Origin of the sequence: Aeromonas sp. ASNIH4 (genome assembly GCF_002934425.1) — a bacterium.
Classification (GTDB): domain Bacteria; phylum Pseudomonadota; class Gammaproteobacteria; order Enterobacterales; family Aeromonadaceae; genus Aeromonas; species Aeromonas hydrophila.
On record NZ_CP026217.1, the window covers coordinates 3,194,425 to 3,217,571 of the forward strand.

The 23,147-nt window shown below is 62.1% G+C and carries 22 protein-coding genes; 6 read left to right on the forward strand and 16 right to left on the reverse strand.

Going from position 1 to position 23,147, the window contains the following annotated elements; all coding sequences use genetic code 11:
- Nucleotides 1-4 precede the first annotated feature (4 nt).
- From fliQ to C2U40_RS14725, 15 genes are all read right to left on the reverse strand, one after another.
- Nucleotides 5-274, reverse strand: a complete 270-nt coding sequence (gene fliQ, locus C2U40_RS14655; RefSeq protein ID WP_011705282.1) for a flagellar biosynthesis protein FliQ — start codon at nt 272-274, stop codon at nt 5-7.
- Between the two features lie 27 nt (nt 275-301).
- Complete coding sequence (gene fliP / locus C2U40_RS14660; protein ID WP_016350054.1) at nt 302-1,081, reverse strand: flagellar type III secretion system pore protein FliP; 780 nt, start codon at nt 1,079-1,081, stop codon at nt 302-304.
- Nucleotides 1,068-1,451 carry a flagellar biosynthetic protein FliO gene (gene fliO / locus C2U40_RS14665; protein WP_103827872.1) on the reverse strand — a complete coding sequence of 128 codons (384 nt, stop codon included), beginning with the start codon at nt 1,449-1,451 and terminating at the stop codon, nt 1,068-1,070. The genes fliP and fliO overlap by 14 nt, the downstream gene beginning before the upstream one ends.
- Nucleotides 1,448-1,840, reverse strand: coding sequence for a flagellar motor switch protein FliN (fliN, locus tag C2U40_RS14670; RefSeq protein WP_011705280.1), 393 nt, complete (start codon nt 1,838-1,840; stop codon nt 1,448-1,450). Before fliN ends, fliO begins: the two co-directional genes overlap by 4 nt.
- A gap of 51 nt (nt 1,841-1,891) precedes the next feature.
- Nucleotides 1,892-2,962, reverse strand: a complete 1,071-nt coding sequence (gene fliM, locus C2U40_RS14675) for a flagellar motor switch protein FliM (protein ID WP_011705279.1) — start codon at nt 2,960-2,962, stop codon at nt 1,892-1,894.
- 9 nt (nt 2,963-2,971) lie between these two features.
- Nucleotides 2,972-3,490, reverse strand: coding sequence for a flagellar basal body-associated protein FliL (gene fliL, locus C2U40_RS14680; protein WP_011705278.1), 519 nt, complete (start codon nt 3,488-3,490; stop codon nt 2,972-2,974).
- Nucleotides 3,491-3,547: 57 nt separating this feature from the next.
- The gene (locus C2U40_RS14685) at nt 3,548-5,554 is read right to left on the reverse strand and encodes a flagellar hook-length control protein FliK (protein ID WP_181014802.1); all 2,007 of its coding nucleotides are present in this window, start codon (nt 5,552-5,554) and stop codon (nt 3,548-3,550) included.
- 91 nt (nt 5,555-5,645) lie between these two features.
- Nucleotides 5,646-6,086 carry a flagellar export protein FliJ gene (fliJ, locus tag C2U40_RS14690; protein ID WP_011705276.1) on the reverse strand — a complete coding sequence of 147 codons (441 nt, stop codon included), beginning with the start codon at nt 6,084-6,086 and terminating at the stop codon, nt 5,646-5,648.
- 26 nt (nt 6,087-6,112) lie between these two features.
- On the reverse strand, nt 6,113-7,444 hold the full coding sequence (gene fliI, locus C2U40_RS14695; RefSeq protein ID WP_011705275.1) for a flagellar protein export ATPase FliI: 1,332 nt from the start codon (nt 7,442-7,444) through the stop codon (nt 6,113-6,115).
- 72 nt (nt 7,445-7,516) lie between these two features.
- Entirely contained in the window at nt 7,517-8,323 is an 807-nt protein-coding gene (gene fliH / locus C2U40_RS14700) for a flagellar assembly protein FliH (protein WP_103827873.1), read from the reverse strand.
- Nucleotides 8,324-8,387: 64 nt separating this feature from the next.
- Nucleotides 8,388-9,449, reverse strand: coding sequence for a flagellar motor switch protein FliG (gene fliG / locus C2U40_RS14705; RefSeq protein ID WP_011705273.1), 1,062 nt, complete (start codon nt 9,447-9,449; stop codon nt 8,388-8,390).
- Nucleotides 9,442-11,154, reverse strand: coding sequence for a flagellar basal-body MS-ring/collar protein FliF (gene fliF, locus C2U40_RS14710; protein WP_181014803.1), 1,713 nt, complete (start codon nt 11,152-11,154; stop codon nt 9,442-9,444). The genes fliG and fliF overlap by 8 nt, the downstream gene beginning before the upstream one ends.
- A gap of 57 nt (nt 11,155-11,211) precedes the next feature.
- Nucleotides 11,212-11,529, reverse strand: coding sequence for a flagellar hook-basal body complex protein FliE (fliE, locus tag C2U40_RS14715; RefSeq protein ID WP_011705271.1), 318 nt, complete (start codon nt 11,527-11,529; stop codon nt 11,212-11,214).
- Between the two features lie 202 nt (nt 11,530-11,731).
- Nucleotides 11,732-12,508: a beta cell expansion factor BefA gene (befA, locus tag C2U40_RS14720; protein WP_041217144.1), complete on the reverse strand. Its 777-nt coding sequence runs from the start codon at nt 12,506-12,508 to the stop codon at nt 11,732-11,734.
- A 228-nt stretch (nt 12,509-12,736) separates the two neighbouring features.
- A complete protein-coding gene (locus C2U40_RS14725; protein ID WP_181014804.1) occupies nt 12,737-13,828 on the reverse strand; it encodes an HD-GYP domain-containing protein in 1,092 nt (363 codons plus the stop codon).
- A gap of 270 nt (nt 13,829-14,098) precedes the next feature.
- Between C2U40_RS14725 and rimO the strand changes: the two genes are divergently transcribed.
- From rimO to C2U40_RS14740, 3 genes are all read left to right on the forward strand, one after another.
- A complete protein-coding gene (rimO, locus tag C2U40_RS14730) occupies nt 14,099-15,427 on the forward strand; it encodes a 30S ribosomal protein S12 methylthiotransferase RimO (RefSeq protein ID WP_103827875.1) in 1,329 nt (442 codons plus the stop codon).
- 221 nt (nt 15,428-15,648) lie between these two features.
- Complete coding sequence (locus C2U40_RS14735; protein ID WP_016350040.1) at nt 15,649-16,323, forward strand: response regulator; 675 nt, start codon at nt 15,649-15,651, stop codon at nt 16,321-16,323.
- The gene (locus tag C2U40_RS14740) at nt 16,323-17,705 is read left to right on the forward strand and encodes an ATP-binding protein (RefSeq protein WP_181014805.1); all 1,383 of its coding nucleotides are present in this window, start codon (nt 16,323-16,325) and stop codon (nt 17,703-17,705) included. The genes C2U40_RS14735 and C2U40_RS14740 overlap by 1 nt, the downstream gene beginning before the upstream one ends.
- A 303-nt stretch (nt 17,706-18,008) precedes the next feature.
- On the opposite strand, the gene glk is transcribed toward C2U40_RS14740, so the two are convergent.
- The gene (glk, locus tag C2U40_RS14745; protein ID WP_103827876.1) at nt 18,009-18,977 is read right to left on the reverse strand and encodes a glucokinase; all 969 of its coding nucleotides are present in this window, start codon (nt 18,975-18,977) and stop codon (nt 18,009-18,011) included.
- A 349-nt stretch (nt 18,978-19,326) separates the two neighbouring features.
- Between glk and C2U40_RS14750 the strand changes: the two genes are divergently transcribed.
- The 3 genes from C2U40_RS14750 to C2U40_RS14760 all read left to right on the forward strand — a co-directional run bounded on the left by C2U40_RS14750 (nt 19,327) and on the right by C2U40_RS14760 (nt 23,134).
- On the forward strand, nt 19,327-20,181 hold the full coding sequence (locus C2U40_RS14750; RefSeq protein WP_181014806.1) for a MurR/RpiR family transcriptional regulator: 855 nt from the start codon (nt 19,327-19,329) through the stop codon (nt 20,179-20,181).
- 163 nt (nt 20,182-20,344) lie between these two features.
- A complete protein-coding gene (pyk, locus tag C2U40_RS14755) occupies nt 20,345-21,784 on the forward strand; it encodes a pyruvate kinase (RefSeq protein ID WP_103827878.1) in 1,440 nt (479 codons plus the stop codon).
- A 147-nt stretch (nt 21,785-21,931) separates the two neighbouring features.
- Complete coding sequence (locus tag C2U40_RS14760) at nt 21,932-23,134, forward strand: ISL3-like element ISAeme19 family transposase (RefSeq protein ID WP_081000878.1); 1,203 nt, start codon at nt 21,932-21,934, stop codon at nt 23,132-23,134.
- The last annotated feature ends 13 nt before the right edge of the window (nt 23,135-23,147 follow it).

Here is a 23,147-nt window from a genome sequence, read left to right on the forward strand (position 1 = left end):
CCCCTCATCCCACCACCTCCGGAATTTGGCTCACCATCAGCAGGAAGAAGTCCATCAGACTCTGCAAGCCCCAGTGCGCCCCTGCCCCCAGTGCAAACAGGGTGACGATGAGACGGGGCAGAAAGCTCAAGGTCTGTTCGTTGATGGAGGTGGCCGCCTGGAAGATGGCCACCAGCAGGCCGACGCAGAGGCTCGGCAGGATCACGGCACACACCATGATGGTGACCAGCCAGAGCGCCTCGCGAAACACGTCGATAAAGGTTTCAGGACTCATGCCGTTCGCTCCTTGCGTTGCTCGCCCTTAACCACCGGCGCCCAGCCCGAAGCTGTTGGCCAGGGATCCCAGGATCAGGTTCCAGCCATCCACCATGACGAACAGCATCAGCTTGAATGGCAGGGAGACCAGCATCGGCGACAACATCATCATCCCCATCGCCATCAGGATACTGGCCACCACCAGATCTATCACCAGGAACGGCAGAAACAGCATGAAGCCTATCTGGAACGCGGTCTTGAGCTCGCTGGTGACAAACGCCGGGATCAGCACCCGCAGCGGCACGTCGGCGGGCTTGTCCACCTGCACGTTCGCTATCTCCATGAAGGTGTTGAGATCCTTGATCCGGGTCTGGGCCAGCATGAACTGGTGGATGGGCAGCTCGGCCTTCTCCAGCGCTTCCTTGGCCTGGATGGTCTCGGCCAGATAGGGTTGCAGCGCCTCGTTGTTGATGCGATCCAGCACCGGCGACATGATGAAGAACGACATGAACAGGGCGATCCCGATCAACACCTGGTTGGAGGGGCTCTGCTGCAGGCCGATGGCCTGGCGCAGGATGCCGAGCACTATGATGATGCGGGTAAAGGAGGTCATCATGATGACCATGGCCGGCAGAAAGGAGAGCGCCGTCATCAGCGCCAGCACCTGCAGGGTTAGGCTGTATTCCTGGCTGCCGTCCGCCATGGTCTTGATGGTGACTGCCGACATGCCGTCCTGGGCCAGCGCCAGCGGCGAGCAGAGGATCAGGAGGGATAACAGGCCGACCAGCAGCCCACCGTGCGGCCGTGAGCCGTTAGCTTTTTTCATGCTTGCCCATCAATTTGCCAAGCTGCTGGGAAAACGCTTGGGGCTGGCTCTCGTCCAGCGGCTCTTCCAGGCGATAGAGAAAGTTGACCTGCTGCGGCGTCACCCCGAGCAGCAGCTGCTGTTCGCCCACCTTGACCACCAGCAGCTTCTCCTTGTAGCCCACCGGCAGGCTGGCGATGACCCGCATCTGGCCGCCCCCCATGGCGGTGGCAATCTTGCTCTTCTTGAGCAGGAAACCGAGCACCAGGATGAGGCCGATGACCATCAGGCTGGAGAGCAGCCAGGAGGTGAGGCTGGGCGGATTGGCGCCCGCACCGGGTTCGGCCTGTGCGGGGAGGGACAACAGCAGTAACGGGAACGCGCGGATCATTTGAGTTTCTTGATCCTTTCGATCTGACTGATGACGTCAGTCAACCGGATGCCGAACTTGTCGTTCACCACCACCACCTCGCCGTGGGCGATCAGGGTACCGTTGACCAGTACGTCGAGAGGCTCGCCCGCCACCCGATCCAGCTCCACCACCGAGCCCTGGTTGAGCTGCAGCAGGTTGCGGATGCTTATCTGGCTGCGGCCCACTTCCATGGCGATGGTCACCGGAATATCCAGAATGGTGTCCAGCTTGCGCCGCTCCTCGGCACTGATGGGGGCATCATCCTTGAGCTCTTCGAGGGGAGCGGGCTTGGCTTCGGCAGTCACCTGCTCTTCCAGCGCGGCTGCCCAAGCGTCCGCCATCAGATCCTCTTCATCAGTTCCGCTCATCTTGAATTCCTTATGCTGCTTTCTTGACGGCCTGCCAGCGCAGAACGCCGTTTATCGTTGTTGATCTTCGATGCTGCGCTCGAGCTCTTCCAGCTCGGCCTCACCATCGATGCGTACACCGCCCCGGGTCACCAGATGCATCTCGGTCTTGACCCCTTCCGGGCGCTTGAGTTTATCGGTGATCTTGAGCGCCACATTGTCCTTGGTCCGCCCCATCTTGGCATGGAAGGTGGGCAAGTCCTCCACGAACACCAGCAGGTTCTCCGGCATCTCCACCGGGATGATGTCGCCGGGTTGCAGCTCCATCAGCTCGCGCAGGGTGAGCTCGGTTTCCAGCAACTTGGCTCGCAGCTCCACCTTGACGTCCATGATCTCGTCGCGCAGCGCCTTGCTCCAGCGCACGTCGGTATCACCCTTGTCGCTCTGCACGCCGGCATCCAGCAACTCGCGGATGGGCTCCAGCATGGAGTAAGGCATGGCCACGTGAAAGTCACCGCCACCGCCATCCAGCTCGATATGGAACGAGCTGACCACGATCACCTCGGTGGGGCTGACGATGTTGGCCATGGCCGGGTTCACCTCGGAGTCGAGGTACTCGAAGCCCACGTCCATCACCGGCGCCCAGGCGTCTTTGTAATCCTCGAACACAAGCTTGAGCAGCATCTGGATGATGCGCCGCTCGGTGGGGGTGAACTCGCGCCCCTCGATCTTGGCGTGGTAGCGACCATCGCCACCGAAGAAGTTCTCCACCAGGATGAAGACCAGCCGCGCCTCCATGGTGATGAGCGCCGTCCCCTTGAGCGGACGGAAACGCACCATGTTCAGGCTGGTCGGCACGAACAGGGTGTGCACATACTCGCCGAACTTGAGCATCTGCACGCCGTTGATGGAGACCTCGGCGGTGCGGCGCATCATGTTGAACAGGCTGATCCGCATATGGCGGGCGAAACGCTCGTTCACCAGCTCCAGGGTCGGCATGCGACCACGGACGATGCGGTCCTGGGAGGAGAAGTCGAACTGGGCGACGCCGGGATCTCCCGCCGCGCCTATCTCTTCCTCTTCGACATCATCGACCCCGTGCAAGAGGGCATCAATTTCGTCCTGACTTAACAGATCGCTCACGCTTCACCCTTATTGCATGACAAAGCCGGTAAACAGCACTTGTTCGATAACGGGGGAAGAGACCAGGTCATTGAGCACCCGACGGCACTCTTCCAGTGAATCCTTGCGCAGCTTCTCCTTGCCCTCGAAGGTCATCAGCTGCTCGCTGGTGGCCGCACTGAAGACCCGCAGCAGGGTGCCTTCAATGAGGGGGATATTCTGCTTGGCCAGCGTCTCGTCGGCGGTGCCGCGCACCATCAGCTGGATCTTGATCTGCACCAGCCGGTCGCGCTGACCACCGGAGACGTTGAACACGAAGGGGCGCGGCATGCCCACGTAGAGCGAAGGCTGGGGTGCCGCCTCTTTGGGCTTGGCATCCTTGCCTTCTCCCGCGGCCTCGGCCGCCGGTTTATCGCCGCCGGACAGCATGAACCAGGCGCCGGCCCCACCACCGCCCAGCACAATCACGGCCAGGGCGATAATCATGATCAGCTTTTTTTTCTTGCCTGCCGCCGGGTCTTTCAGCGTCAGTTCGTTATCGTCTGCCATCCCTTGTCCACCCTAGTCTCAAACTTGTTCGATATCATAAACTTACTCGGGCTGGCATCAAGCATAGAAATCAATTCCGCTGTCGTTTGTCGATTCCGTCGACAAACGCATACCGGCGCCCGTGACCTCTGCCTCAGTTTGGCCTGTTTCGGCAAAAGATCCGCTGCCTTTTTGGCCTTGCTGGCCCTGACCGGCAAACGCCGACTGGCCCTGTGATTGCTGCTGCGGCTGTTGTTGCACCAGAGTCTGGCCCAGCTGGATGCCCTGCCCGGCCAGCATATCACGCAGCCGGGGCATGGCCTGCTCCAGCATTTCCCGGGTCTGGCCATGCTGCACCACGAAATGGACGTTGGCCTGGCTGTCCGCCCCCATCTGGATCTGGATCTTCATCTTGCCAAGGCCGAGGGGATCGAGCTGGATCTCCGCCTGTTGCAGTTTGTCCACCAGCATCAGGTTGACCTTCTGGTGCAACTGGGCCGGCGCCTCCGGATCGGCCAGCTTGAGGTGGGGCAGGTTGGCGGGCTCGCGCCGCGCGGCCGCTTCGGTGGCCGCCGGTCGGTTGTCATGACCCACCGCCTGGGGCTGGCTGTTCTGCTGGACCTGCTGGCTGCGGCTGCTCTCCGGGGTGGTGGTCGTCTCGCTGCTCTCCTGGGCGCCGCCGCGAGCCAGCTCTGCCACCTTCTGCTTCACGTCGACTTTCACCTCGCTGCGAGCCCTGGGGGCGTCGCTGCGCTCGGTGGCTTCCATCTGCTTGAGCCCGGCTGACAGGCTGGCCAGGGACGCTTGCGGACCCTGCGGCTCGCTGCTGGCCAGCACTTGTTGCGGCGCCACCAGCACGGGTTCGCTGGCGGGGGCGGTGGCCGGCGCCGGTGCGCCGCTGCTGGCGGCAGGAGCAGGCTGGCCCTCGGCCTTGGCGGCTACCGGCTTGGACTGCCCATCCCCCTCGGCGGCGGTCTGCGTCGGCGCCTTGTCGGTGGCGACGCTGCTCGACCCAACATCGGTGCGGGTCATCCCCTCTTCAAACGCTCTGGCGGCGCCGGGCTGAGTGGCCACGGCCTGGTGGGTGGCCTGCAGCGGAGCGGTTTTTACCGGTTCTTCCTTGCCCGCCATGGGCGGCACCACAGGCTTGGCCCCCTTGTCGGCGCCCTCCAGCTGGATCTTGGTGTCATTCTCACCCTGTTCGCTTAACGCGGCGGCGGGCACCTTGCTCAACAAGGCCACCCGCTCGGCGGCGGAGAGCTCGCTTTTGCTCCCCTTGGTCTCTTTGCCACTGTTATCGGCCTGTGGGTCGGCATTGGCGCCGGCACCGCTCTCCTTGCCACCGCTCTCTTTCCCGGCTCCCTGCAGCTGAGCCGCCAGGGCGGCGTCATCCGTCACGACGGCATCCGGCTGCGCGGCTTTCGCATCAACTGGCACACTGGTGTCTCCCGTGAGCAAGCTGGCAGCCTGGCGGGCCAGCGCAGCGGCACTGGTCGTCGCCCCCTGCTTGTCGCCGCTGCCGGCGAGCGGCTGGGTGAGGGTGGCCGATGCCTCGGCCGACTCGGCGTCCGCGTCTTTGTGCGGCAACATCTTGCCGTCTGTTTCGACGACGGGGGCGGTAGCGACCAGATTGATGGCCGGCGGGGCGACCAGGGAGGTGTCCTGTTTGAGAGCATCCTGCAGACGCTGCAAGAAATCGTTGGGGACGAGAGCGGGGTCGGGCTCACTCCCCTTCTGTGGTTTGTCGTCGGCGCCAGCGGCCTCTTCGGCCTCATTCGCCAAAGATTTGGCAGCCTCGCCCTTGGCGGTCGGCACCGGCTTGTTGCTGTCCGCTGCACCAACATTCCCCTGCTCGGCGCCGGACCGCACCGGAGCCTTGCTATCAGCGTTGGGGGCCTTGCCATCGGCTTTGGCATTGACCTTGTCTGCCTGCTGCACCCGGTTCATCACCTCGGAAAAGCCGACCTTGCCGTCGCTCTGCAGGGCCCCTTCACCGCCATCCTGGCTCGCCGTCAGCACAGCGCTCTTATCGGCAGCGGCAGCGGTCGGCGCGGCGGGAGAATTGGTTAACAGTGTCTGCATCATGGTGAAGATTCCTGGCGACATTCGGCTTCGGGTTTATCCTCAGCTCCCCGGGGGAAGTGAGGCGCACACGGGATGACAAGAAGAAAGCAAGTTACAGGCCAGAATGGTGGAAACGGCGCAGCATGGCATACTCGTCCAGCATCTTCTGCTCCTGACGCTGGGCTTTCTGCTGCTCGCGTCCCGCCTGTTTGGCCAGCAGCAACTCCACCGCCTTGCGCCGCTGCTGGGCGGCCAGCCACTCCTCGCGGCGCAGCTCCAGCGCCTGGCGTACCTGCAGCACTCCTTCGTACTGCTGGGTGGCTGCCTGCTCGAGCTTGTTGATGAAGGCGTGATACTGGCTGTTCTGCTGGGCACCTATGCCCTGCAGGCCGCGGTCGGTCCACTGCTGGTGGTAGATCTGGCGGTACTGGTTGAGCGCGTCCTGCTGCTCCATGAAGATCTTCAGATCCTGCTGGGCCTTGGCCAGCGCCAGCGCCGCCTGCTGTTCGGCCTCCACCAGCCGCTCCGACAACATTACCAAGCCTTTACTCATGGGCACGCCTCCCTCTTATCTTCTCGTCAACGCATCAGCGGCATGGCCACCAGCTGCAGGGCCTGCAGGCCTGCATCGTAGTGAATGACCTCGCGCATGCCTTGTTGCAAGAACTGATCCAGATAGGGTTTCTGGATGATGGCGCGGTCGATGCGGGGGTCGGAGCCCTGGCTGTAGGCACCGATGGTGATGAGATCGCGGTTCTGCTGGTAGAGGGAGTAGAACTGCTTGAGGGTGCGCGCCAGCTCCATGTGTTCCGGCGAGGTCACCATGGGCATTACCCGGCTGATGGACTTTTCGATGTCGATGGCCGGGTAGTGGCCCGCATCGGCCAGCTCGCGCGACAGCACGATGTGGCCGTCGAGAATGGCCCGCGCCGCATCGGCGATGGGGTCCTGCAGGTCATCCCCCTCGGTCAAGACAGTGAAGAAAGCCGTAATCGAGCCCTGGCCGTCGCTGCCGTTGCCGGCCCGCTCCACCAGTGCCGGCAATTTGGCGAACACCGAGGGCGGATAGCCCTTGGTGGCCGGCGGTTCGCCCACCGCCAGGGCGATCTCGCGCTGGGCCTGGGCGTAACGGGTGAGCGAGTCCATCAGCAGCAGCACGTTGAGCCCCTGATCGCGGAAATACTCGGCGATGGCCAGCGCCGTCTCACACCCCTTGAGCCGCATCAGCGGCGAGGCATCGGCCGGCGCCGCCACCACCACGGAGCGGGCACGCCCCTCCTCCCCCAGGATCTCCTCGATGAACTCCTTCACCTCGCGGCCCCGTTCGCCGATGAGCCCCACCACCACCACGTCGGCCACCGAGCCGCGGGTCATCATGCCGAGCAGCACGGATTTACCGACGCCGGAGCCGGCGAACAGCCCCATCCGCTGGCCCTGCCCCACGGTCAGCACGGCGTTGATGGCGCGCACCCCCACGTCCATCGGTTGATGGATCGGGCGGCGGGAGAGCGGGTTGATGCGGTGCTGGGCAAACTGCACCGTCTGGGAAGAGAGGATGGGGCCGAGCCCGTCCAGCGGCTGGCCAATGCCGTCGATGACCCGCCCCAGCAGGTTCATGCCGACCGGGATGCCGTGCTCCTCGGTGATGGGCACCACCCGGGCGCCCGGAATGACCCCCTTGAGCTGCTCGCTCGGCATCAGAAACAGCCGATCGCCGGAGAAGCCGACCACTTCAGCCTCCAGCGAGCCGTCCTGGGTATCGATGCGACAGAGTGCCCCGATGGCGGCGCGGCAGCCGATGGCTTCGAGGGTCAGCCCCACCACCCGGGTCAGCTTGCCGGCCACCGGCGGTTTGGGGGCGATATCGCGTACCCGATACCCTTGCAACCGATTGAGTAACGAGCCGCTCATCCGGCCTCCTGAGATATGACGTTGAATGGGTAGAAAAAGCAGACGGGCCGCACCCTGGCGGCCCGCACGCCCTTAGCCGCGGGCATCCTGCGATGCATTGTCGCGCAGGAAGTTGCGCAGCAGCTGATCGATGCGCCCTGCGAGGGTCAGATCGATGCTGGAGAGTTCGGTGGCCAGTTGCAGATCGCCGGGAGAGAGGGTGGGATCGCTTTGCAGCCGCCAGTGGCGCTTCGCGCACTCCTCGGCGCCGAACGCCTGCTCGACCCGGGCCAGATCGTCCGGGTGCAGCATCAGGGTGACCCCCAGTTCGGCGGCCGGCAACAGCGCCAGCCCCTGCTTGAGCGCTTCGAGCAACAGCCGGGGCGAGGTTTCAGCCTCGTGACGAATGAGGGCGCGGGCCAGCTGCATCACCAGGGCGATGAGCTGTTGCTCCACCGCACCGTCCAGCTCCTTGAGCGGGTTGGCGAGGCGATCGATGAGCCCCTGCCAGTGGCTCATCTGCTGATCCACCAGCTCGCGGCCGAGGGCCAGCCCCTCCTCCTTGCCCTGCTCCAGCCCGGCGGCATGACCCTGCTGCAGACCTTCCAGCTTGCCCTCTTCGAGCCCCTTGGCGTAACCGGCTTCACGCCCCTCGGCCATGCCCTCTTCCCAGGCGGCCTGGCGAATTGCTTCGAGCTCCTCGGCAGTGATGCTGGGGGCCGGTTCCTCCACCGGCTCTTCGACCGGGACCTCTTCTTCCTGCCGATACCAGTCCGGCGTCAGCCCGAGGGCATTGGTCTCGACTTCGGCCTCGACCTCCATCTCGGGCCAGCCCCAGGTCTGGATCTGGCTCTCATCCCCGTCGGGTCTGACATAACCGCGCAGCTTGTTGTTGTTCATCTGTCTGCCGCACTCCTCGCCATAATGCTGCCCGGTCTGCTATTCCCGTCGACGTGACCGCTCATCAGAGGAACTCCTCGCCGCCACCGGCACCCAGCATGATCTCGCCGGCATCCGCCAGACGGCGGGCGATGGAGAGGATCTCTTTCTGGGCGGCTTCCACTTCGGAGACCCGGATCGGCCCCATGGCCTCCAGATCGTCCGCCAGCATCTCGGCGGCCCGCTTGGACATGTTCTTGAATACCTTCTCGCGCATCTGATCGTCGGAGCCCTTGAGCGCCCGTTGCAGCAGATCGCCCGGCACTTCCCGCAGCATGGTCTGGATGCCGCGATCGTCCACATCGATGAGGTTTTCGAACACGAACATCAGATCCTGGATCTGCTGGCTCATCTCCTCGTCCGACTCGCGGATGGAGTCCATCAGCTGGCCTTCGATGTTGGTGTCGAGGTAGTTCATGATGTTGGCTGCCGCCTTCAGGCCGCCCATCTTGGCTGCCTGGGCACCCGCCGCACCGGCGAACTGTTTCTCCATGATGTCGTTGAGCTCTTGCAGCGCCGCCGGTTGCACCTCTTCCAGATTGGCGATACGCATCACCAGGTCGAGGCGCACCTGTTCCGGGAACTGGCTCAGGATCTCGGCCGACTGTTCCGGCTCCAGATAGGAGAGAACGATGGTCTGGATCTGCGGGTGTTCGTTCTGGATGATGCTGGCCACCTGGCGGGCATCCATCCACTTGAGCGAGTCGAGGCCGCGGGCACCTGAACCCAGGATGATCTGGTCCACCAGGTTGCTGGCCTTGTCTTCGCCAAGGGCCGCCACCAGCGCCTTGCGCACGAAATCTTCGCTGCCGATACCGATGTTGGTGTACTTCTGGATGTCGTCGATGAATTGGCGGTGGACCGCCGCCACCCGGTCGTGGCTGAAATCCGACATGGAGGCCATCGACATGCCGAGCCGCTGCACCTGCTTGGGCTCGAGATGGCGGAAGATCTGGGCGGCATCCTCTTCGTTGAGGCTCAGCATCAATACCGCCGCCATCTCCATCCCGCTCATCTGATCCAGGATCTGGCGCTGACTGTCGGTGATGTCATTGCCGGTGACCTGTGTCTTGTTTTCGTCAGCCATCTTTGTTCGCTACCCATTCTTTAATGACCTGTGCGGCCAGATCCGGTTCGTTCGCCACCAGCGCACGTACCGCCTTGAGCAAGTCCTCGTCACGGTGCAGATCCGGCAGTTTCAGATGGCCGTCACGTACCCCGAACACCGGCTCGGATTCAGCCTGAGCCGCCAGCAGACTGAGCTCGTCATCCCCACCCAAGACGGTGTGGTTGTCGAAGTCCAGTTCCCCTTCCGGCTTGGCATCCGGATAGAGCAGGCGCTTGAGCATGGGCCGCACCACGGTGACGATCAACACTATGATGACCAGCACGGAGGCGGCAATGCGCACCGCACGCCAGAACCAGGGCTGCTCGTAGAGCGGCGCTTCGGCCACGCTTTCGAGCTCGGGCCGGTTGAACGGGATGGCGACCACCTCCAGAGTATCACCACGGGTCACATCAAAGCCAAGGCCACCGCTCAGCAGACGGCGCAGGGTATCAAGTTCGGGCTGGGTACGGGGCTCGCGGGTCACCTTGCCATCGGCAGCGGTAGACGCCTTGTAATCCACCGCCACCGAGACGGTCATGCGGCGAATGCCACCCATCTGGCGCCGGATATGGCTGACGGTGGTATCCAGTTCGAAGTTGCGGGTCGCCTCCTTGCGGGAGCGGCCGGAAGAGGAGGCGGTCGTTTCGGCATTGGGGCCGGTCGCCTGCTGCGGAATGTTGGAGGCGGCAGGCGGCTGGTTGGAGAGGGCGCCGGGCACGCCACCGTTGCTGCCGTTAGCGCTGTTCTCTTCCATGGTCATTTCGGAGCGCACCGCCGGCAAGTCCGGGTTGTAGGTCTTGCGGGTCTGCTCCTGCTGGGAGAAGTCGAGGGAGAGATCGACCTCCGCCGTATAATTGTCGGCGCCGAGCACCGGGATCAGGATGGCGTCAATTTTTTGTTTGTATTCCAGCTCCTGCTTCTGCTGCATCGCAAACTCCTTGCGAGTCTGGGCAGAGAGGGGATCCTGGGAGCCCGAGTTGAGCAGGCGGCCGTTCTGGTCGGTCACGGTAACGCGGGTCGGCTCCAGACCGTGCACGGCGGAGGCAACCATGTCGACGATGGAGTCCACTTCCCCCTGGCCGAGGGCATTGCCCTTGAGGCTCAGCACCACAGTCGCGCTGGGTTTGCGTTCGTTGCGGGCAAACACGTTGTCTTTCGGGATGGCCAGCAGCACCTGGGCCTTGGCCACGTTCTGGAACTGCTCGATGGCGCTGGCCAGCTGGCGCTCGCGGCTCAGCTTGAGGCGCTCGCTCTCCATCCGCTGGCTGACGCCGAAGCTGGAGTCCTTGAGCAGGATGTCTTCCCCGTCACTGGTGGTGTCGGTGGCGTTGGCCAAGCCGGCACGAGTCAGTGCCAGCCGGATGCTGGAGTAGTTCTCGGCACTGACCAGCACGCTTTTGCCATCCACCTGATAGGGGATCTTCTGCTGATCGAGGTAGTCGAGGGTCTTGACCAGCTCCTGGGTGGTGTAGGTGCCAAGGGGCCGCATGTCCGGCTCCTTGCCCCACAGCAGGATGAAAACGGCGATCGCCAGACAGATGGCCAACCCCAGGATCAGGGTGATCTGACGCAGCACATCCGTGTTGGACAGAAAGCCGAGCGCTGAACTCTTCTGCTCATTCTCATCGAGGGCGGCACTGCCCTCATCGTTCATCAGCAGTTCGCCGTTTTGGTCATTAGCCACGATTTATGTCCTTATTGCTGACATGTTCATGATGTTCAGTTGTCATGGTGAGCGCGCTTATACCGGCATGTTCATGATGGTCTTGTAGGCATCGACCATCTTGTTGCGTACCTGTACCGTCGCCTCGAAGGCGATGGAGGATTTCTGCCCGGCGATCATCACCTGGGACAAGTCGACCGAGTTGTCGCCCATGTCGAAACGGGTACGCAGATCGTTGGCGGCCCCCTGCAACTCGTTGACGTTGCCAAGAGCCTGTTGCAGCAACTGGCCAAAGTCGGACGTGACCTGGCGGCCGGGCTGGGTCAGCGGCGTGGCGCCGGCTTCGACCTTGAGTGCCTGCATCTCTTGCATCAGGCTGCTTGCACTAATTTCCATATTCCATCCCCAGACAAATCATTGACGCTGTCAGGGTGTAAGCAATTAGGGTGCCAACAAGTAGAAAACCACCAGGCAAGCGGGATGAGAGGGGGCAAGCAGCCCGTAACAGGCGATGCGAGGGCAGATTCTTCGTCAGGTGACAGGCCTTCCCGTCAGCCAGCAAGATGCGGGCCGACGGAAAAGACCGGAAAGCGGGTGACTAGCGGGTCAGATCCTTGTCCACCCAATATTTTGAGCCAGAGATGTTAGCATCGAGCAGCAAGCCTTTCTCGCCGATCTGGTAGATGGCCATGCCGCCGTTGTACTTGGCGCTGAGCTCGGCGCTCTCCTTGCCCGCCACGGCCCCCATCTCGGAGGTGGCCTCCCAGCCCTGACTGACGAAGGCATCGAACCTGGCCTTGTCTTCAAACAGGATCACCTGCTGGTAGAACTTGCCACCGAGCCCGGCCGCGAGCCCGGCACCGAACATCTTCATGTAAGTGTGCTTGCCGCTGGTACGATTGACCGCCACCCCGGCCCCCTGGTTGGTGTGCAGCATCAGGGAGAACTTGCGCGAGTCGAACACCGCATAGCCATAAGCCTTGTCAAACAACAGCTTGGCCGAGGGTTGCTGGTTGAATAGCCGCACCAGGGCGGTGTCAGCCATGGTATCGAGGGCAAGCCGCGCCTCGTCGGCCGTCTTGGGCTCGAGCATCTCGTCGAGCTTCTTGTCGGCCACCGTCAGCCACTCCTTGCCGGTCGCCACGCTCTTGTCGGTCCAGGCGCCGGCGGTGTTGAACGCCTCCGAGCCCCACTGGGAAACCGATGTCCAGGTCGCCTTGGAGAAATCCGTGACGCTCTGCCACGCCTCCTTGCTGGTGTCGCTCACCGCGCTGCCGAGCTCGCTCGCGGCCGCCTTCACCTTGGCCCAGTCAGCCAGGCTGGGAGCCGACGCCAGCGCCATGGCCGTTGCTATCACCAGGAATCGAATCTTCATGCTGTGCTCCACCCTTTGTGATGAGTTGATGGTCACAGTAGCAGATCTGGCCTAAGCCGGATAAGCCCAAAGGCACGAGGCGGGTCAATCAGTGACGCTCATCATGATGGGCTCCATCCGATTGGCGACCTCAATGGAGTAGAGCCCGCCGCCGCTCTCACGCTATCTCGGGCAGAGCCGCAACAGGGCAAAACGAGGTAGCGCAAGTCATGACACCAGGCCCGCCGCCTAGCTGGCGGCAGGCTCTCGGTATTGCTGATGGATGGCGCGAAACGCCTCCTTGTTGCCCAGCGCCGCCGCGACGCAGGCGGGGTCGAACTGACTGCCGGCGTGGGTTTCGAGGTAGGCAAAGGCCGCTTCGAACGTCCAGGCCTGCTTGTAGGGTCGCTCGCTGGTGAGCGCATCGAACACGTCGGCCACCGCGACGATGCGGGCCTCCAGCGGGATCGCCTCCCCCGCCAGCCCCTCCGGATAACCCCGCCCGTCGAAGCGCTCGTGGTGATAGGCGATGATGTTCTTGAGCATGTCGGTGTGATGAATGCCGTCGAGACCAAACTCGCTGATCATCAGGGCGATCATCTCCCGCCCCTTGAGCGGGTGGATCTTCATCACCCCGTACTCCTCTGGCGTCAGCTTGCCGGGTTTGAGCAAGATGGCGTCGGGCACCGCAATCTTGCCGATGTCGTGCAGCTCGGAGAAGAGATAGATGAACTCCACCTCCTCGTCGCTCAAGGGATAACGGGTGGCCACGGCGCGGGCGATGAGCCGTGAATAGGCCGACATCCGGTGCAGGTGATTGGCGGTCTCTTCATCCCGGTAGCGGCTGAACTCCCGCGCCGTGGTGAGCGCGCCGCTCAGGGTCTGAATCGAGAAAAATTCCACTGCGATGATGGCCGCCAGGATCTGAGCGTATGCCGCCAGTTCGCCACGGATGGCGGGGTCGAAGTAGCCAGGCTCCCTGGCATCGCAAAACAGAAAACCGAACAGCTTGCTGTTGAACAACAGCGGCTCGGTGTAGCTGGATTCATAACCGGCCGCCAGCAGCTTGCGGCTGTGCTCGGAGGGGGAGCCCAGCAGCGAATCCAGCGTGTCGAGCACCCTTGCTTGCCGGTGTTCGGCCAGATAGCGCAGGGAGGGGACGTCGCTCAGCTTGACCTCGTACTGCACCAGCGGGGAACTTCCCTCGGTGCTGTGGGCGAAGGTCTTGAGCCTGTCCGTGTGCTGGTCATAAATCGCGATGGCCACCCGGCTCAACTTGTCAAACCGCTGCCTGAGCGTGGCGTGCACGTTCTGCATTCTCTCGCCAAATGAGCTGTCCATCCCATCCTTCCTTCCAGTCTGCCTGCAGGGAGTATAGTGACACCCGTCTTCCTGCTCTCGCAAAATTGAGTTGAAACTCAACAGCCAGCAAACTGACGGAGCAAGGGTGCCGTCATCGGCCCGTATCGGTTCAAAACGGGCCTGCCTTGGCACAATCCTGCCTCGCCGGAGATATTGTTCGATTCCGCCGTGCCGGCTGTATAGTTTTTGGTTAGCCATTCCGGTAAAATCCGCGCCCTAAAACTAGAGCCACCTAAGAGTGATTGAGCGATGTCCAACACAAAACAGGCCCCCAAAGTAGGATTCGTCTCCTTGGGTTGCCCCAAAAATCTGGTCGATTCCGAGCGCATCCTGACCCAGCTGCGTACCGAAGGGTACGACGTGGTGCCCAGCTATGACGATGCGGAAGTGGTGGTGGTCAACACCTGCGGCTTCATCGACAGCGCGGTACAGGAGTCCCTGGAAGCCATCGGCGAGGCCCTGGCCGAAAACGGCAAGGTGATCGTCACCGGCTGCCTCGGTGCCAAAGAGAACCAGATCCGCGAGATCCACCCCAAGGTGCTCGAGATCACCGGTCCCCACGCCTATGAAGAGGTGCTGGGCCACGTCCACAAATACGTGGAAAAACCGACCCACAACCCCTTCACCAGCCTGGTGCCGGCCCAGGGCGTCAAGCTGACCCCCCGTCACTACGCCTATCTGAAGATTTCCGAAGGCTGCAACCACCGCTGCACCTTCTGCATCATCCCCTCCATGCGCGGGGATCTGGTGAGCCGTCCCATCGGCGAAGTGCTGGCCGAAGCCAAGCGCCTGAAAGAGGCCGGCGTGAAGGAGATTCTGGTGATCTCTCAAGACACCTCCGCCTACGGCGTGGACGTCAAGCACCGCACCGGTTTCTACGACGGCATGCCGGTCAAGACCAGCATGGTGGCCCTGTGCGAAGAGCTCGCCAAGCTCGGCATGTGGGTGCGCCTGCACTACGTCTACCCGTACCCGCACGTGGATGATGTCATCCCGCTGATGCGCGACGGCAAGGTACTGCCCTACCTCGACATCCCGTTGCAACACGCCAGCCCGCGCATCCTCAAGCTGATGAAGCGTCCGGGCACCGTCGAGCGCACCCTGGAGCGGATCCAGAAGTGGCGCGAGATCTGCCCCGAGATCACCCTGCGCTCCACCTTCATCGTCGGCTTCCCCGGCGAAACCGAAGAAGAGTTCCAGATGCTGCTGGACTTCATCGACAAGGCGGAGCTGGATCGGGTCGGCTGCTTCAAATACAGCCCGGTCGAAGGCGCCAAGGCCAACGAGCTGCCGGATCCGGTGCCGGAAGAGGTGCAGGAAGAGCGTTTCCAGCGCTTCATGGAGCTGCAGCAGCAGGTCTCCATCCGCAAGCTCGCCCGCAAGGTCGGCAAGGAGATGCTGGTGCTGATCGACGAGGTGGACGAAGAGGGCGCCACCGGCCGCTCCGCCGCCGATGCCCCCGAAATCGACGGCCTGGTCTACCTGAACGGTGAAACCGGCCTCAAGCCCGGCGACATGGTCAAGGTCCGCATCGATGAAGCGGACGAGTACGACCTGTGGGCCAGTCTCATCAACTGACCCGCGACAAGCGCCAACAAAAAAGCCAGTCAGTGACCCTGACTGGCTTTTTTGTTGGCGCCACTTAGCGGATAAATACCGTTACCGCAATGGGTTAGAGGGAATTAACCAATAGGGTGCTGATTCAGTCCCGATACAGCCAGGGCTGTTAGGATCCGGATTGACTCTCCCCGTCATAAGCCCTCTAATTGACAGCCTGGATCCCCATGATCGCGCACCTTATGAAAATATTGTTGGTCGAAGACGACAAGCTGCTCAATCACCACCTCAGCACCCTGCTGACCGAAGCCCAGAATCAGGTACACAGCACCGACAGCGCCCAGGTGGCACTGCATTACGCCGCCGACTATCCCATCGACGTGGCCATCATCGATCTGGGCCTGCCGGACATGGACGGTTTGCAACTCATCCGCCAGCTGCGCGAGCAGCAGATCCCCTTCCCCATCATCGTATTGACCGCCCGCGGCAACTGGCAGGACAAGGTGGAGGGACTGGAAGCCGGGGCGGACGACTACCTGGTCAAGCCGTTCCAGAAGGACGAGCTGCTGGCCCGTCTCAACGCCCTGGTGCGCCGCAGCGCCGGCTTCATCTCCCCCAGGGTCAAGGCCGGCGACTACGAGCTGGATCTCTCCCGCAAGGAGCTGACCATCGCCGGCACCCCGGTGGTGCTCACCAGCTTTGAATACCTGATCCTCGAATACCTGATGCGCAACGCCCGCCAGGTGGTCTCCAAGCAGCAGCTGCTGGACCAGCTCTACGGCGACGGTGAAGGAGACCCCAACACCATTGAGGTGATGGTGAGCCGGCTGCGCAAGAAGCTGGATCCGGAGGGGACCATCCAGCCCATCTCCACCATCCGCCGCCAGGGTTACATCTTCAACCTCTCGTGCAACTGATGGGCTCTCGTCTGCTGCGCCCCATGCGCTTCATCCGCCGCTCGCTGCACATCAAGCTGATGCTGAGCGCCATGCTGGTCATCGCGCTCATCATGGCCTTCTCGGTTTACATCCTCTATCTGGGTCACACCGAGGAGCAGGCTCAGAAGGCCAGCACCCGCATGCAGGAGAACCTCTCCAAGCTGTTCTCCTCCAAGCTGCCGGACGCCCATGCCACCACGGATCTGGGCCGGATCACCCCGGATGCCGTCGACCCCAATCTGGATACCCTGATCTGCCGGGCCGACGGCCAGCTGAGCTGGTCCAGCATGCACATGCCGGAGGTGATCCAGGCCAGGGACACCATCTGCCAGGATCTGATGAAGTATCTGGGCGGACTGGATCAGGACTACTTCTTCAAACGCCACACCATCAAGAACGGCGAGAGCTACTTCATCTACAGCCTGCGCTTTTTGCGCAATCACGGCGACGGCCCCACCACCTATTACGTGGTGATGGTCGATTCGGCCAAGCGCTACCTGGCCCAGACCCGCGCTTACCTCTACCAGTGCATTCGCCAGGCCCTGCTCGCCTACTCCCTGCTCGGCGCCCTGCTGCTGCTCACCAGCTTCTGGAGCCTGGGCTCCCTGCGCACCATGGCGCGCCAGATGGACGAGATCCGGGCCGGCAAGCGGGAGGCACTCTCCAACGACTATGAGCGGGAACTGACGCCGCTGACCGAGTCGGTCAACCAGCTGCTGGAGAACGAACGCCAGCAGACCCAGCGCTACCAGCACGCCCTCAACGATCTGGCCCACAGTCTGAAAACCCGGCTGGCGCTGATCCAGATGACGGCGCAGGAGGTCAAGCTGGGGCGCGACATCCACGACAACATCAATGAGCAGATCCTGACCATGGATCAGATCATCCAGTACCAGCTGCGCTGCGCCGTCACCGGCCGCAAGCGCCTCGCCAGCAAGGGCACCGAGCCGGTGCCCCTCATCGAGAAGCTGCTGGCCAGCCTCGCCAAGGTCTATCGCCACAAGAAGCTGCAGACCCGCTTCAAGTTCGATGATGACGTCTTCTTCGCCGGCGAGCAGGGGGACTTGATGGAGCTGATGGGCAACCTGCTCGACAACGCCTTCAAGTTCGCCATCAGCGAGATCAAGGTGACTGTGAGCCGCCGGCTCGACCGGCTGCGGATCGAGATCGAGGACGACGGCCCCGGCATCGACCCCGGCAAGTCGCAGCAGATCTTCCAGCGCGGGGTACGCGCCGACAGCTCCCCCGGCCAGGGTATCGGGCTGGCGGTGGTCACCGAGATCGTACACAGCTACGGCGGCCAGATCATGGTGGATGAGTCCCCGCTCGGGGGCGCCCGCTTCACCCTCGACCTGCCCTGAGCCCATCCCGGCCCACACACTGCACCTGCCACCCGGCAGGCACAGTGCCTTGCGGCGCAGGCCCATCCTTGTTGTAGATGACGACATCCCCATCCAGCCGGCAACCCGCAGGCATAAAAAAACCGGCCGCGAGGGCCGGTGAAACAGTTCAGGCTTGTCAGGTGACAAACGCACCCAGCGGATGAAGACAAGTCCCAACTCCTTATGGAGCCCTGCCTTCTTGAGTACGTGCTGACACTCTACGCCATGGTCACTGAATCAAGGCTGAACCATGGCCGATCCGTCCCCTGGCAAGCCGCCTGCTTATAGCTTGATGCCGAGCGACTGGCGCAGATAGGCGCCGGCGCCGAGCAGACCCGGCCCCTCGTGGGTGATGAGGAAGACGGGGATATCCTTGAGGTAGGATTTGAAACGCCCCTTGTCTTCGAAGGCCACCCGAAAGCCCGAGCCGATGAAGAACTCCTGAAAGCGCGGCACTATGCCACCGGCGATGTAGACGCCGCCGAAGGTGCCCATGTTGAGCGCCAGGTTGCCGGCAAAGCGGCCCATCAGCACGCAGAACAGGCTCAAGGTACGGCGGCAGTCCAGGCACTCGCCCGCCAGCGCGCGCTCGGTGATGTCCTTGGGTTCGAACGCCTGCGGCTCGCGGCCGTCGGATTTCACCAGACCACGGTAGATGTTGACGAGGCCGGGGCCGGAGAGCAGCCGCTCGGCCGAGACATGGCCCAGTTCGGCGCGCATCACCTGCAGTACCGCATCCTCTTCTTCGCTGTTGGCGGCAAAGTCCACGTGGCCACCCTCGCCCGGCAGACTCAGCCACTGCTCGCCGGTGTGCACCAGGTGGGCCACGCCAAGACCGGTACCGGCCCCGTAGATGGCGATGGGCTTGCCGGCCGCGGGCGCCGCGCCCCCCAGCTGGATGCAGTCAGCCGCGTCCAGCACCGGCACCGCCATGGAGACGGCGGTAAAATCGTTGATCACCTGCAACCGGCTCAGGCCCAGATTGGCCTGCATCTCGCTGATGGAAAACTCCCAGCTGTGGTTGGTCATGGCGACCCAGTCGCCGTTGATGGGGCAGGCGATGGCGATGCAGGCTTCGCCCACCTGCACCTTGTGTTCATCCAGATAGAGGCGAACCACGGCTTCCAGACTGGGATGAGCCAGCCCGGAATAGGTCTTGGCCTGGGAAATGGTGCCGGTTGCCAGCTCGCACAGGGCCAACCGGGCATTGGTACCGCCTACGTCGCCGACCAGCGCATGGGTATGCTGCATAAAACAACTCCTTCGTTACTGGGGTCGGGGCGGCCGTTACCGTCCCGCACTTATTATTTGGTGCCAATTCTACCCGAGCCCCTCCCCTTGCGGCGCGTTTGATGGGTGCAACTGTGCGCCCGCTCACAGTGTTGTTGCTTTGCAACATTTGTAAGCGCTTTCACGGAATGACTGGAAGTTTGTAACCAAAACAACGAAATAATTAGACATGAGTCATACTTTGCAGGGCCGAGATTAGTTTCGATAAGAGCTTGTCTTGTATAGTCATCAAGTTGATTGGAAACCTGCTTAGCCATGAATTTAGTGCAAAGACACTGAAGCTAAATTACAAAAACGCCTGGTGGTGATGATGAATACCCTTGATAAAATTACTAATAATTTGGAAAGTTTCAGTAAATCAGAGCGTAAAGTCGCCGAGGTCATCCTGGCCTCCTCGCAGACGGCCATCCACTCCAGTATCGCCACCCTCGCCAAGATGGCTGACGTCAGCGAGCCGACCGTCAACCGTTTCTGCCGCCGTCTCGATACCAAAGGCTTTCCCGATTTCAAACTGCATCTGGCCCAGAGCCTGGCCAACGGCACGCCCTATGTGAACCGCCACGTGGAAGCGGAAGACGGGCCCGATACCTATACCGCCAAGATCTTCGAATCCACCATGGCCTGCCTCGATGCCGCCAAGAACAGCCTGGACATCTCCGCCATCAATCGCTGCGTCGATATCCTGACCCAGTCCAAGAAGATCAGCTTCTTTGGCCTCGGCGCCTCCTCCGCCGTCGCCCGCGATGCCCAGAACAAGTTCTTCCGCTTCAACATCCCGGTGGTGAGCTTCGATGACATCGTCATGATGCGCATGAGCTGCATCAACAGCAGCGAAGGGGACTTGGTGGTGCTCATCTCCCACACCGGCCGCACCAAGGCGCTGGTGGAGATTGCCGCGCTGGCCCGCGAGAACGACGCCACCGTCATCGGCATGACCGCCAAGGACTCCCCGCTGGCGCGCGAGTGCAACCTGGTGCTCTCCATGGACGTGCCGGAAGACACCGACGTCTACATGCCGATGGCATCGCGCATCGCCCAGCTCGCCCTGGTAGACGTGCTGGCGACCGGTTTTACCCTGCGCCGTGGCATGAAATTTCGCGAAAACCTGAAGAAAGTCAAAGAAGGTTTGCGCGAATCCCGCTTTGATACACCCCACTCTTCGTAAGCAGCGGGGGCTTCGGCCCCCGGCTGTCTCTGCCACCTTCCTTGGTGTAGTATTGTAATTTAGTAACAAAAGCCACCCAGATGGCTTGCAAGCGGGTGCAATGGGTCATGCGCTTGACGGGGCAGTATCTCAAGTCATATCAACTTCAAAACTGGAGTCTTTCATGCCAAGACGTACAAAGATTGTAACCACACTCGGTCCGGCCACCGATCGCGAAGGGATCCTCGAGGGGATCATCCGTGCCGGTGCCGACATGGTGCGGATGAACTTCTCCCACGGCACTGCTGAAGACCACATCCTGCGCGCCAACCAGGTGCGTGACATCGCCGCCAAGCTGGGTCGTCACGTCGCCATCATGGGCGACCTGCAGGGCCCCAAGATCCGCGTTTCCACCTTCAAGGACGGCAAGATCTATCTGGCCGTCGGCGACAAGTTCATCCTCGATGCCGCCCTCGGCAAGGGTGAAGGCTGCCAGGAGCAGGTCGGCATCGACTACAAGAGCCTGCCGGGCGACGTGATCGCCGGCGACATCCTGCTGCTGGACGACGGTCGCGTGCAGCTGAAGGTGGAACAGGTCGAAGGCCCCCGCATCCACACCACGGTCACCGTGGCCGGTCCGCTCTCCAACAACAAGGGCATCAACAAGAAGGGTGGCGGTCTCTCCGCCCCGGCCCTGACCGAGAAGGACAAGGAAGACATCAAGACCGCCGCCCGTATGAACGTGGACTACCTGGCCGTCTCCTTCCCCCGTTGCGGCGATGACCTGCGTTACGCCCGCGAGCTGGCCCGCGAAGCCGGCTCCAACGCCAAGATAGTGGCCAAGGTCGAGCGCGCCGAAACCGTCGCCACCGACGAGGCGATGGAAGACATCATCCTCGGCTCCGATGCCGTCATGGTGGCGCGTGGTGACTTGGGTGTCGAAATCGGCGATCCCGAGCTGGTCGGCGTGCAGAAGAAGCTCATTCGCCACTCCCGCCGTCTGAACCGTGTCGTCATCACCGCCACCCAGATGATGGAGTCGATGATCAACGCGCCGCTGCCGACCCGTGCCGAAGTGATGGACGTGGCCAACGCCGTGCTGGACGGTACCGATGCGGTGATGCTCTCCGCCGAGACCGCCGCCGGTCAGTTCCCCATCGAGACCGTCACCTCCATGGCCAGCGTCTGCGTCGGTGCCGAGAAGCACCCGAGCCTGAACGTCTCCAACCACCGCATGAGCTACACCTTCACCTCGGTGGAAGAGGCCGTCGCCATGTCCACCATGTATGCGGCCAACCACCTGGAAGGGGTCAAGGCGATCGTGGCGCTGACCGAATCGGGCACCACCCCGCTGCTGATGTCCCGCATCAGCTCCGGCCTGCCGATCTTCGCCATGTCACCGCACAACAAGACCCTGGCCTGGACCAACCTCTACCGCGGCGTCACTCCTGTGCTGTTCGACGGCGACGAAACCAAGCCGGTCTACGAGGTGTGCCGCGACGCGCTGGACGTGCTCAAGGCCAAGGGGCTGCTGCAAAGCGGTGACATGGTGTTGCTGACCCACGGCGACAAGATGGAAACCGTCGGCAGTACCAACACCTGCAAGGTGATGATGGTCGAGTAATCGCCCTTCACCGGCACCAAAAACGGCTCCCGCAGGAGCCGTTTTTTTAGGTTCTTCGCGGGATCTTGGGGAAGTGGAAGTTGACAGACAGGGTGCTGGTAAACTGGCTGTCTCCAAACACACCACCACCATCACCCTGCTGTCGCCGTGCATCATATTGATATTGCCTCCTTCTGGCCAGGTTATACCGTCATCGCCCAAGCGCTTTCTGCCAACCATCACACCCTGTTTACCCTTGAGCCTCGCGCCGACTTCTTGCCCCGTTGTCGCCGATGCCTGCAACCCACGCCATTGATCCACGACCAACGTATCCGCCGGGTGCGTGAGCGAGACCTATTTGACCGACAAGTCTGGTTACAACTGCCTGTTCGCCGCGTCGACTGTCTGCGCTGTGGTCGCGTCAGTGAACATATCGACTGGCTCCCCTCTGGCTCCCGCCTCACCCGGCGCATGCAGTGCTGGATTGAAGCGCTCGTTCAGTACCTCCCCATCCGCCATGTCAGCCAGCTCACCGGGGTCGGTTGGCACACCATCAAGGAGATCGACAAGCGCCGTTTGCAGACCAGTGTGGGCACCATCGAACTTGGGGAGGTGCGGCGGCTGGTGATGGATGAGTTTGCCCTGCACAAGGGACACCGCTATGCCACCGTGATCATGGATGCCGAGCGAACCCGCGTCCTGTGGGTGGGGCACGGCAACAGCCGGGCCGCTATCCGTCCCTTCTTCGAGCAGCTCGGCGAGCGATGCCAGCAGATTGAAGCGGTGGCGATGGACATGAACACGGCGTTCGACCTGGAGGTGAAGCAACACTGCCCGCAGGCGGAGGTGGTCTACGACCTGTTCCACGTGGTGGCTCGCTATGGCCGAGAGGTGGTGGACCGGGTGCGAGTGGAGCAGGCGAATGCACTGAAAAGCGATAAACCGGCGCGAAAAGTGGTCAAAAGTGCGCGTTGGTTGCTGCTACGTAATCGGGCGAAGTTGAGTGAAAAACAGGATGTGAAGTTGCAGGAGCTGTTGGCGGCGAATCAACCGCTGGCGATGGTGTACGTGCTGAAAGAGGGGTTGAAGGGCATCTGGTATGCGCCGAGCGTGTGGGAAGGATGGCGACGATGGCGGAGCTGGATGCGGCAGGTGAAGGAAAGCGGGCTAGCGCCGCTGCAACGATTTGGTCGAAATTTATCGAAATATATGCGGGGGATCCTGGCGAGTGCAAACTACCCGATGCACACGAGTGTGCTGGAAGGGGTGAACAACAAGATCAAAGTGATAAAGCGTATGGCATATGGATTTAGGGACTCAGAATACTTTTTTCTGAAAATCAAGGCGGCCTTCCCCGGAAAGCCGCGATGAACCTTTTTTTATG

What these genes read in the sequence shown, in the direction of transcription:
- fliI (WP_011705275.1), bottom strand. Translation starts at nt 7,444, where the DNA reads ATGAGCGGCTCGTTACTCAATCGGTTGCAAGGGTATCGGGTACGCGAT.
- glk (WP_103827876.1), bottom strand. Translation starts at nt 18,977, where the DNA reads ATGCAGCATACCCATGCGCTGGTCGGCGACGTAGGCGGTACCAATGCC.
- fliE (WP_011705271.1), bottom strand. Translation starts at nt 11,529, where the DNA reads ATGGAAATTAGTGCAAGCAGCCTGATGCAAGAGATGCAGGCACTCAAG.
- fliH (WP_103827873.1), bottom strand. Translation starts at nt 8,323, where the DNA reads ATGAACAACAACAAGCTGCGCGGTTATGTCAGACCCGACGGGGATGAG.
- C2U40_RS14740 (WP_181014805.1), top strand. Translation starts at nt 16,323, where the DNA reads ATGGGCTCTCGTCTGCTGCGCCCCATGCGCTTCATCCGCCGCTCGCTG.
- fliP (WP_016350054.1), bottom strand. Translation starts at nt 1,081, where the DNA reads ATGAAAAAAGCTAACGGCTCACGGCCGCACGGTGGGCTGCTGGTCGGC.
- fliQ (WP_011705282.1), bottom strand. Translation starts at nt 274, where the DNA reads ATGAGTCCTGAAACCTTTATCGACGTGTTTCGCGAGGCGCTCTGGCTG.
- befA (WP_041217144.1), bottom strand. Translation starts at nt 12,508, where the DNA reads ATGAAGATTCGATTCCTGGTGATAGCAACGGCCATGGCGCTGGCGTCG.
- C2U40_RS14685 (WP_181014802.1), bottom strand. Translation starts at nt 5,554, where the DNA reads ATGATGCAGACACTGTTAACCAATTCTCCCGCCGCGCCGACCGCTGCC.
- fliO (WP_103827872.1), bottom strand. Translation starts at nt 1,451, where the DNA reads ATGATCCGCGCGTTCCCGTTACTGCTGTTGTCCCTCCCCGCACAGGCC.
- pyk (WP_103827878.1), top strand. Translation starts at nt 20,345, where the DNA reads ATGCCAAGACGTACAAAGATTGTAACCACACTCGGTCCGGCCACCGAT.
- fliN (WP_011705280.1), bottom strand. Translation starts at nt 1,840, where the DNA reads ATGAGCGGAACTGATGAAGAGGATCTGATGGCGGACGCTTGGGCAGCC.
- fliG (WP_011705273.1), bottom strand. Translation starts at nt 9,449, where the DNA reads ATGGCTGACGAAAACAAGACACAGGTCACCGGCAATGACATCACCGAC.
- C2U40_RS14750 (WP_181014806.1), top strand. Translation starts at nt 19,327, where the DNA reads ATGAATACCCTTGATAAAATTACTAATAATTTGGAAAGTTTCAGTAAA.
- C2U40_RS14725 (WP_181014804.1), bottom strand. Translation starts at nt 13,828, where the DNA reads ATGGACAGCTCATTTGGCGAGAGAATGCAGAACGTGCACGCCACGCTC.
- rimO (WP_103827875.1), top strand. Translation starts at nt 14,099, where the DNA reads ATGTCCAACACAAAACAGGCCCCCAAAGTAGGATTCGTCTCCTTGGGT.
- fliL (WP_011705278.1), bottom strand. Translation starts at nt 3,490, where the DNA reads ATGGCAGACGATAACGAACTGACGCTGAAAGACCCGGCGGCAGGCAAG.
- fliJ (WP_011705276.1), bottom strand. Translation starts at nt 6,086, where the DNA reads ATGAGTAAAGGCTTGGTAATGTTGTCGGAGCGGCTGGTGGAGGCCGAA.
- C2U40_RS14735 (WP_016350040.1), top strand. Translation starts at nt 15,649, where the DNA reads ATGAAAATATTGTTGGTCGAAGACGACAAGCTGCTCAATCACCACCTC.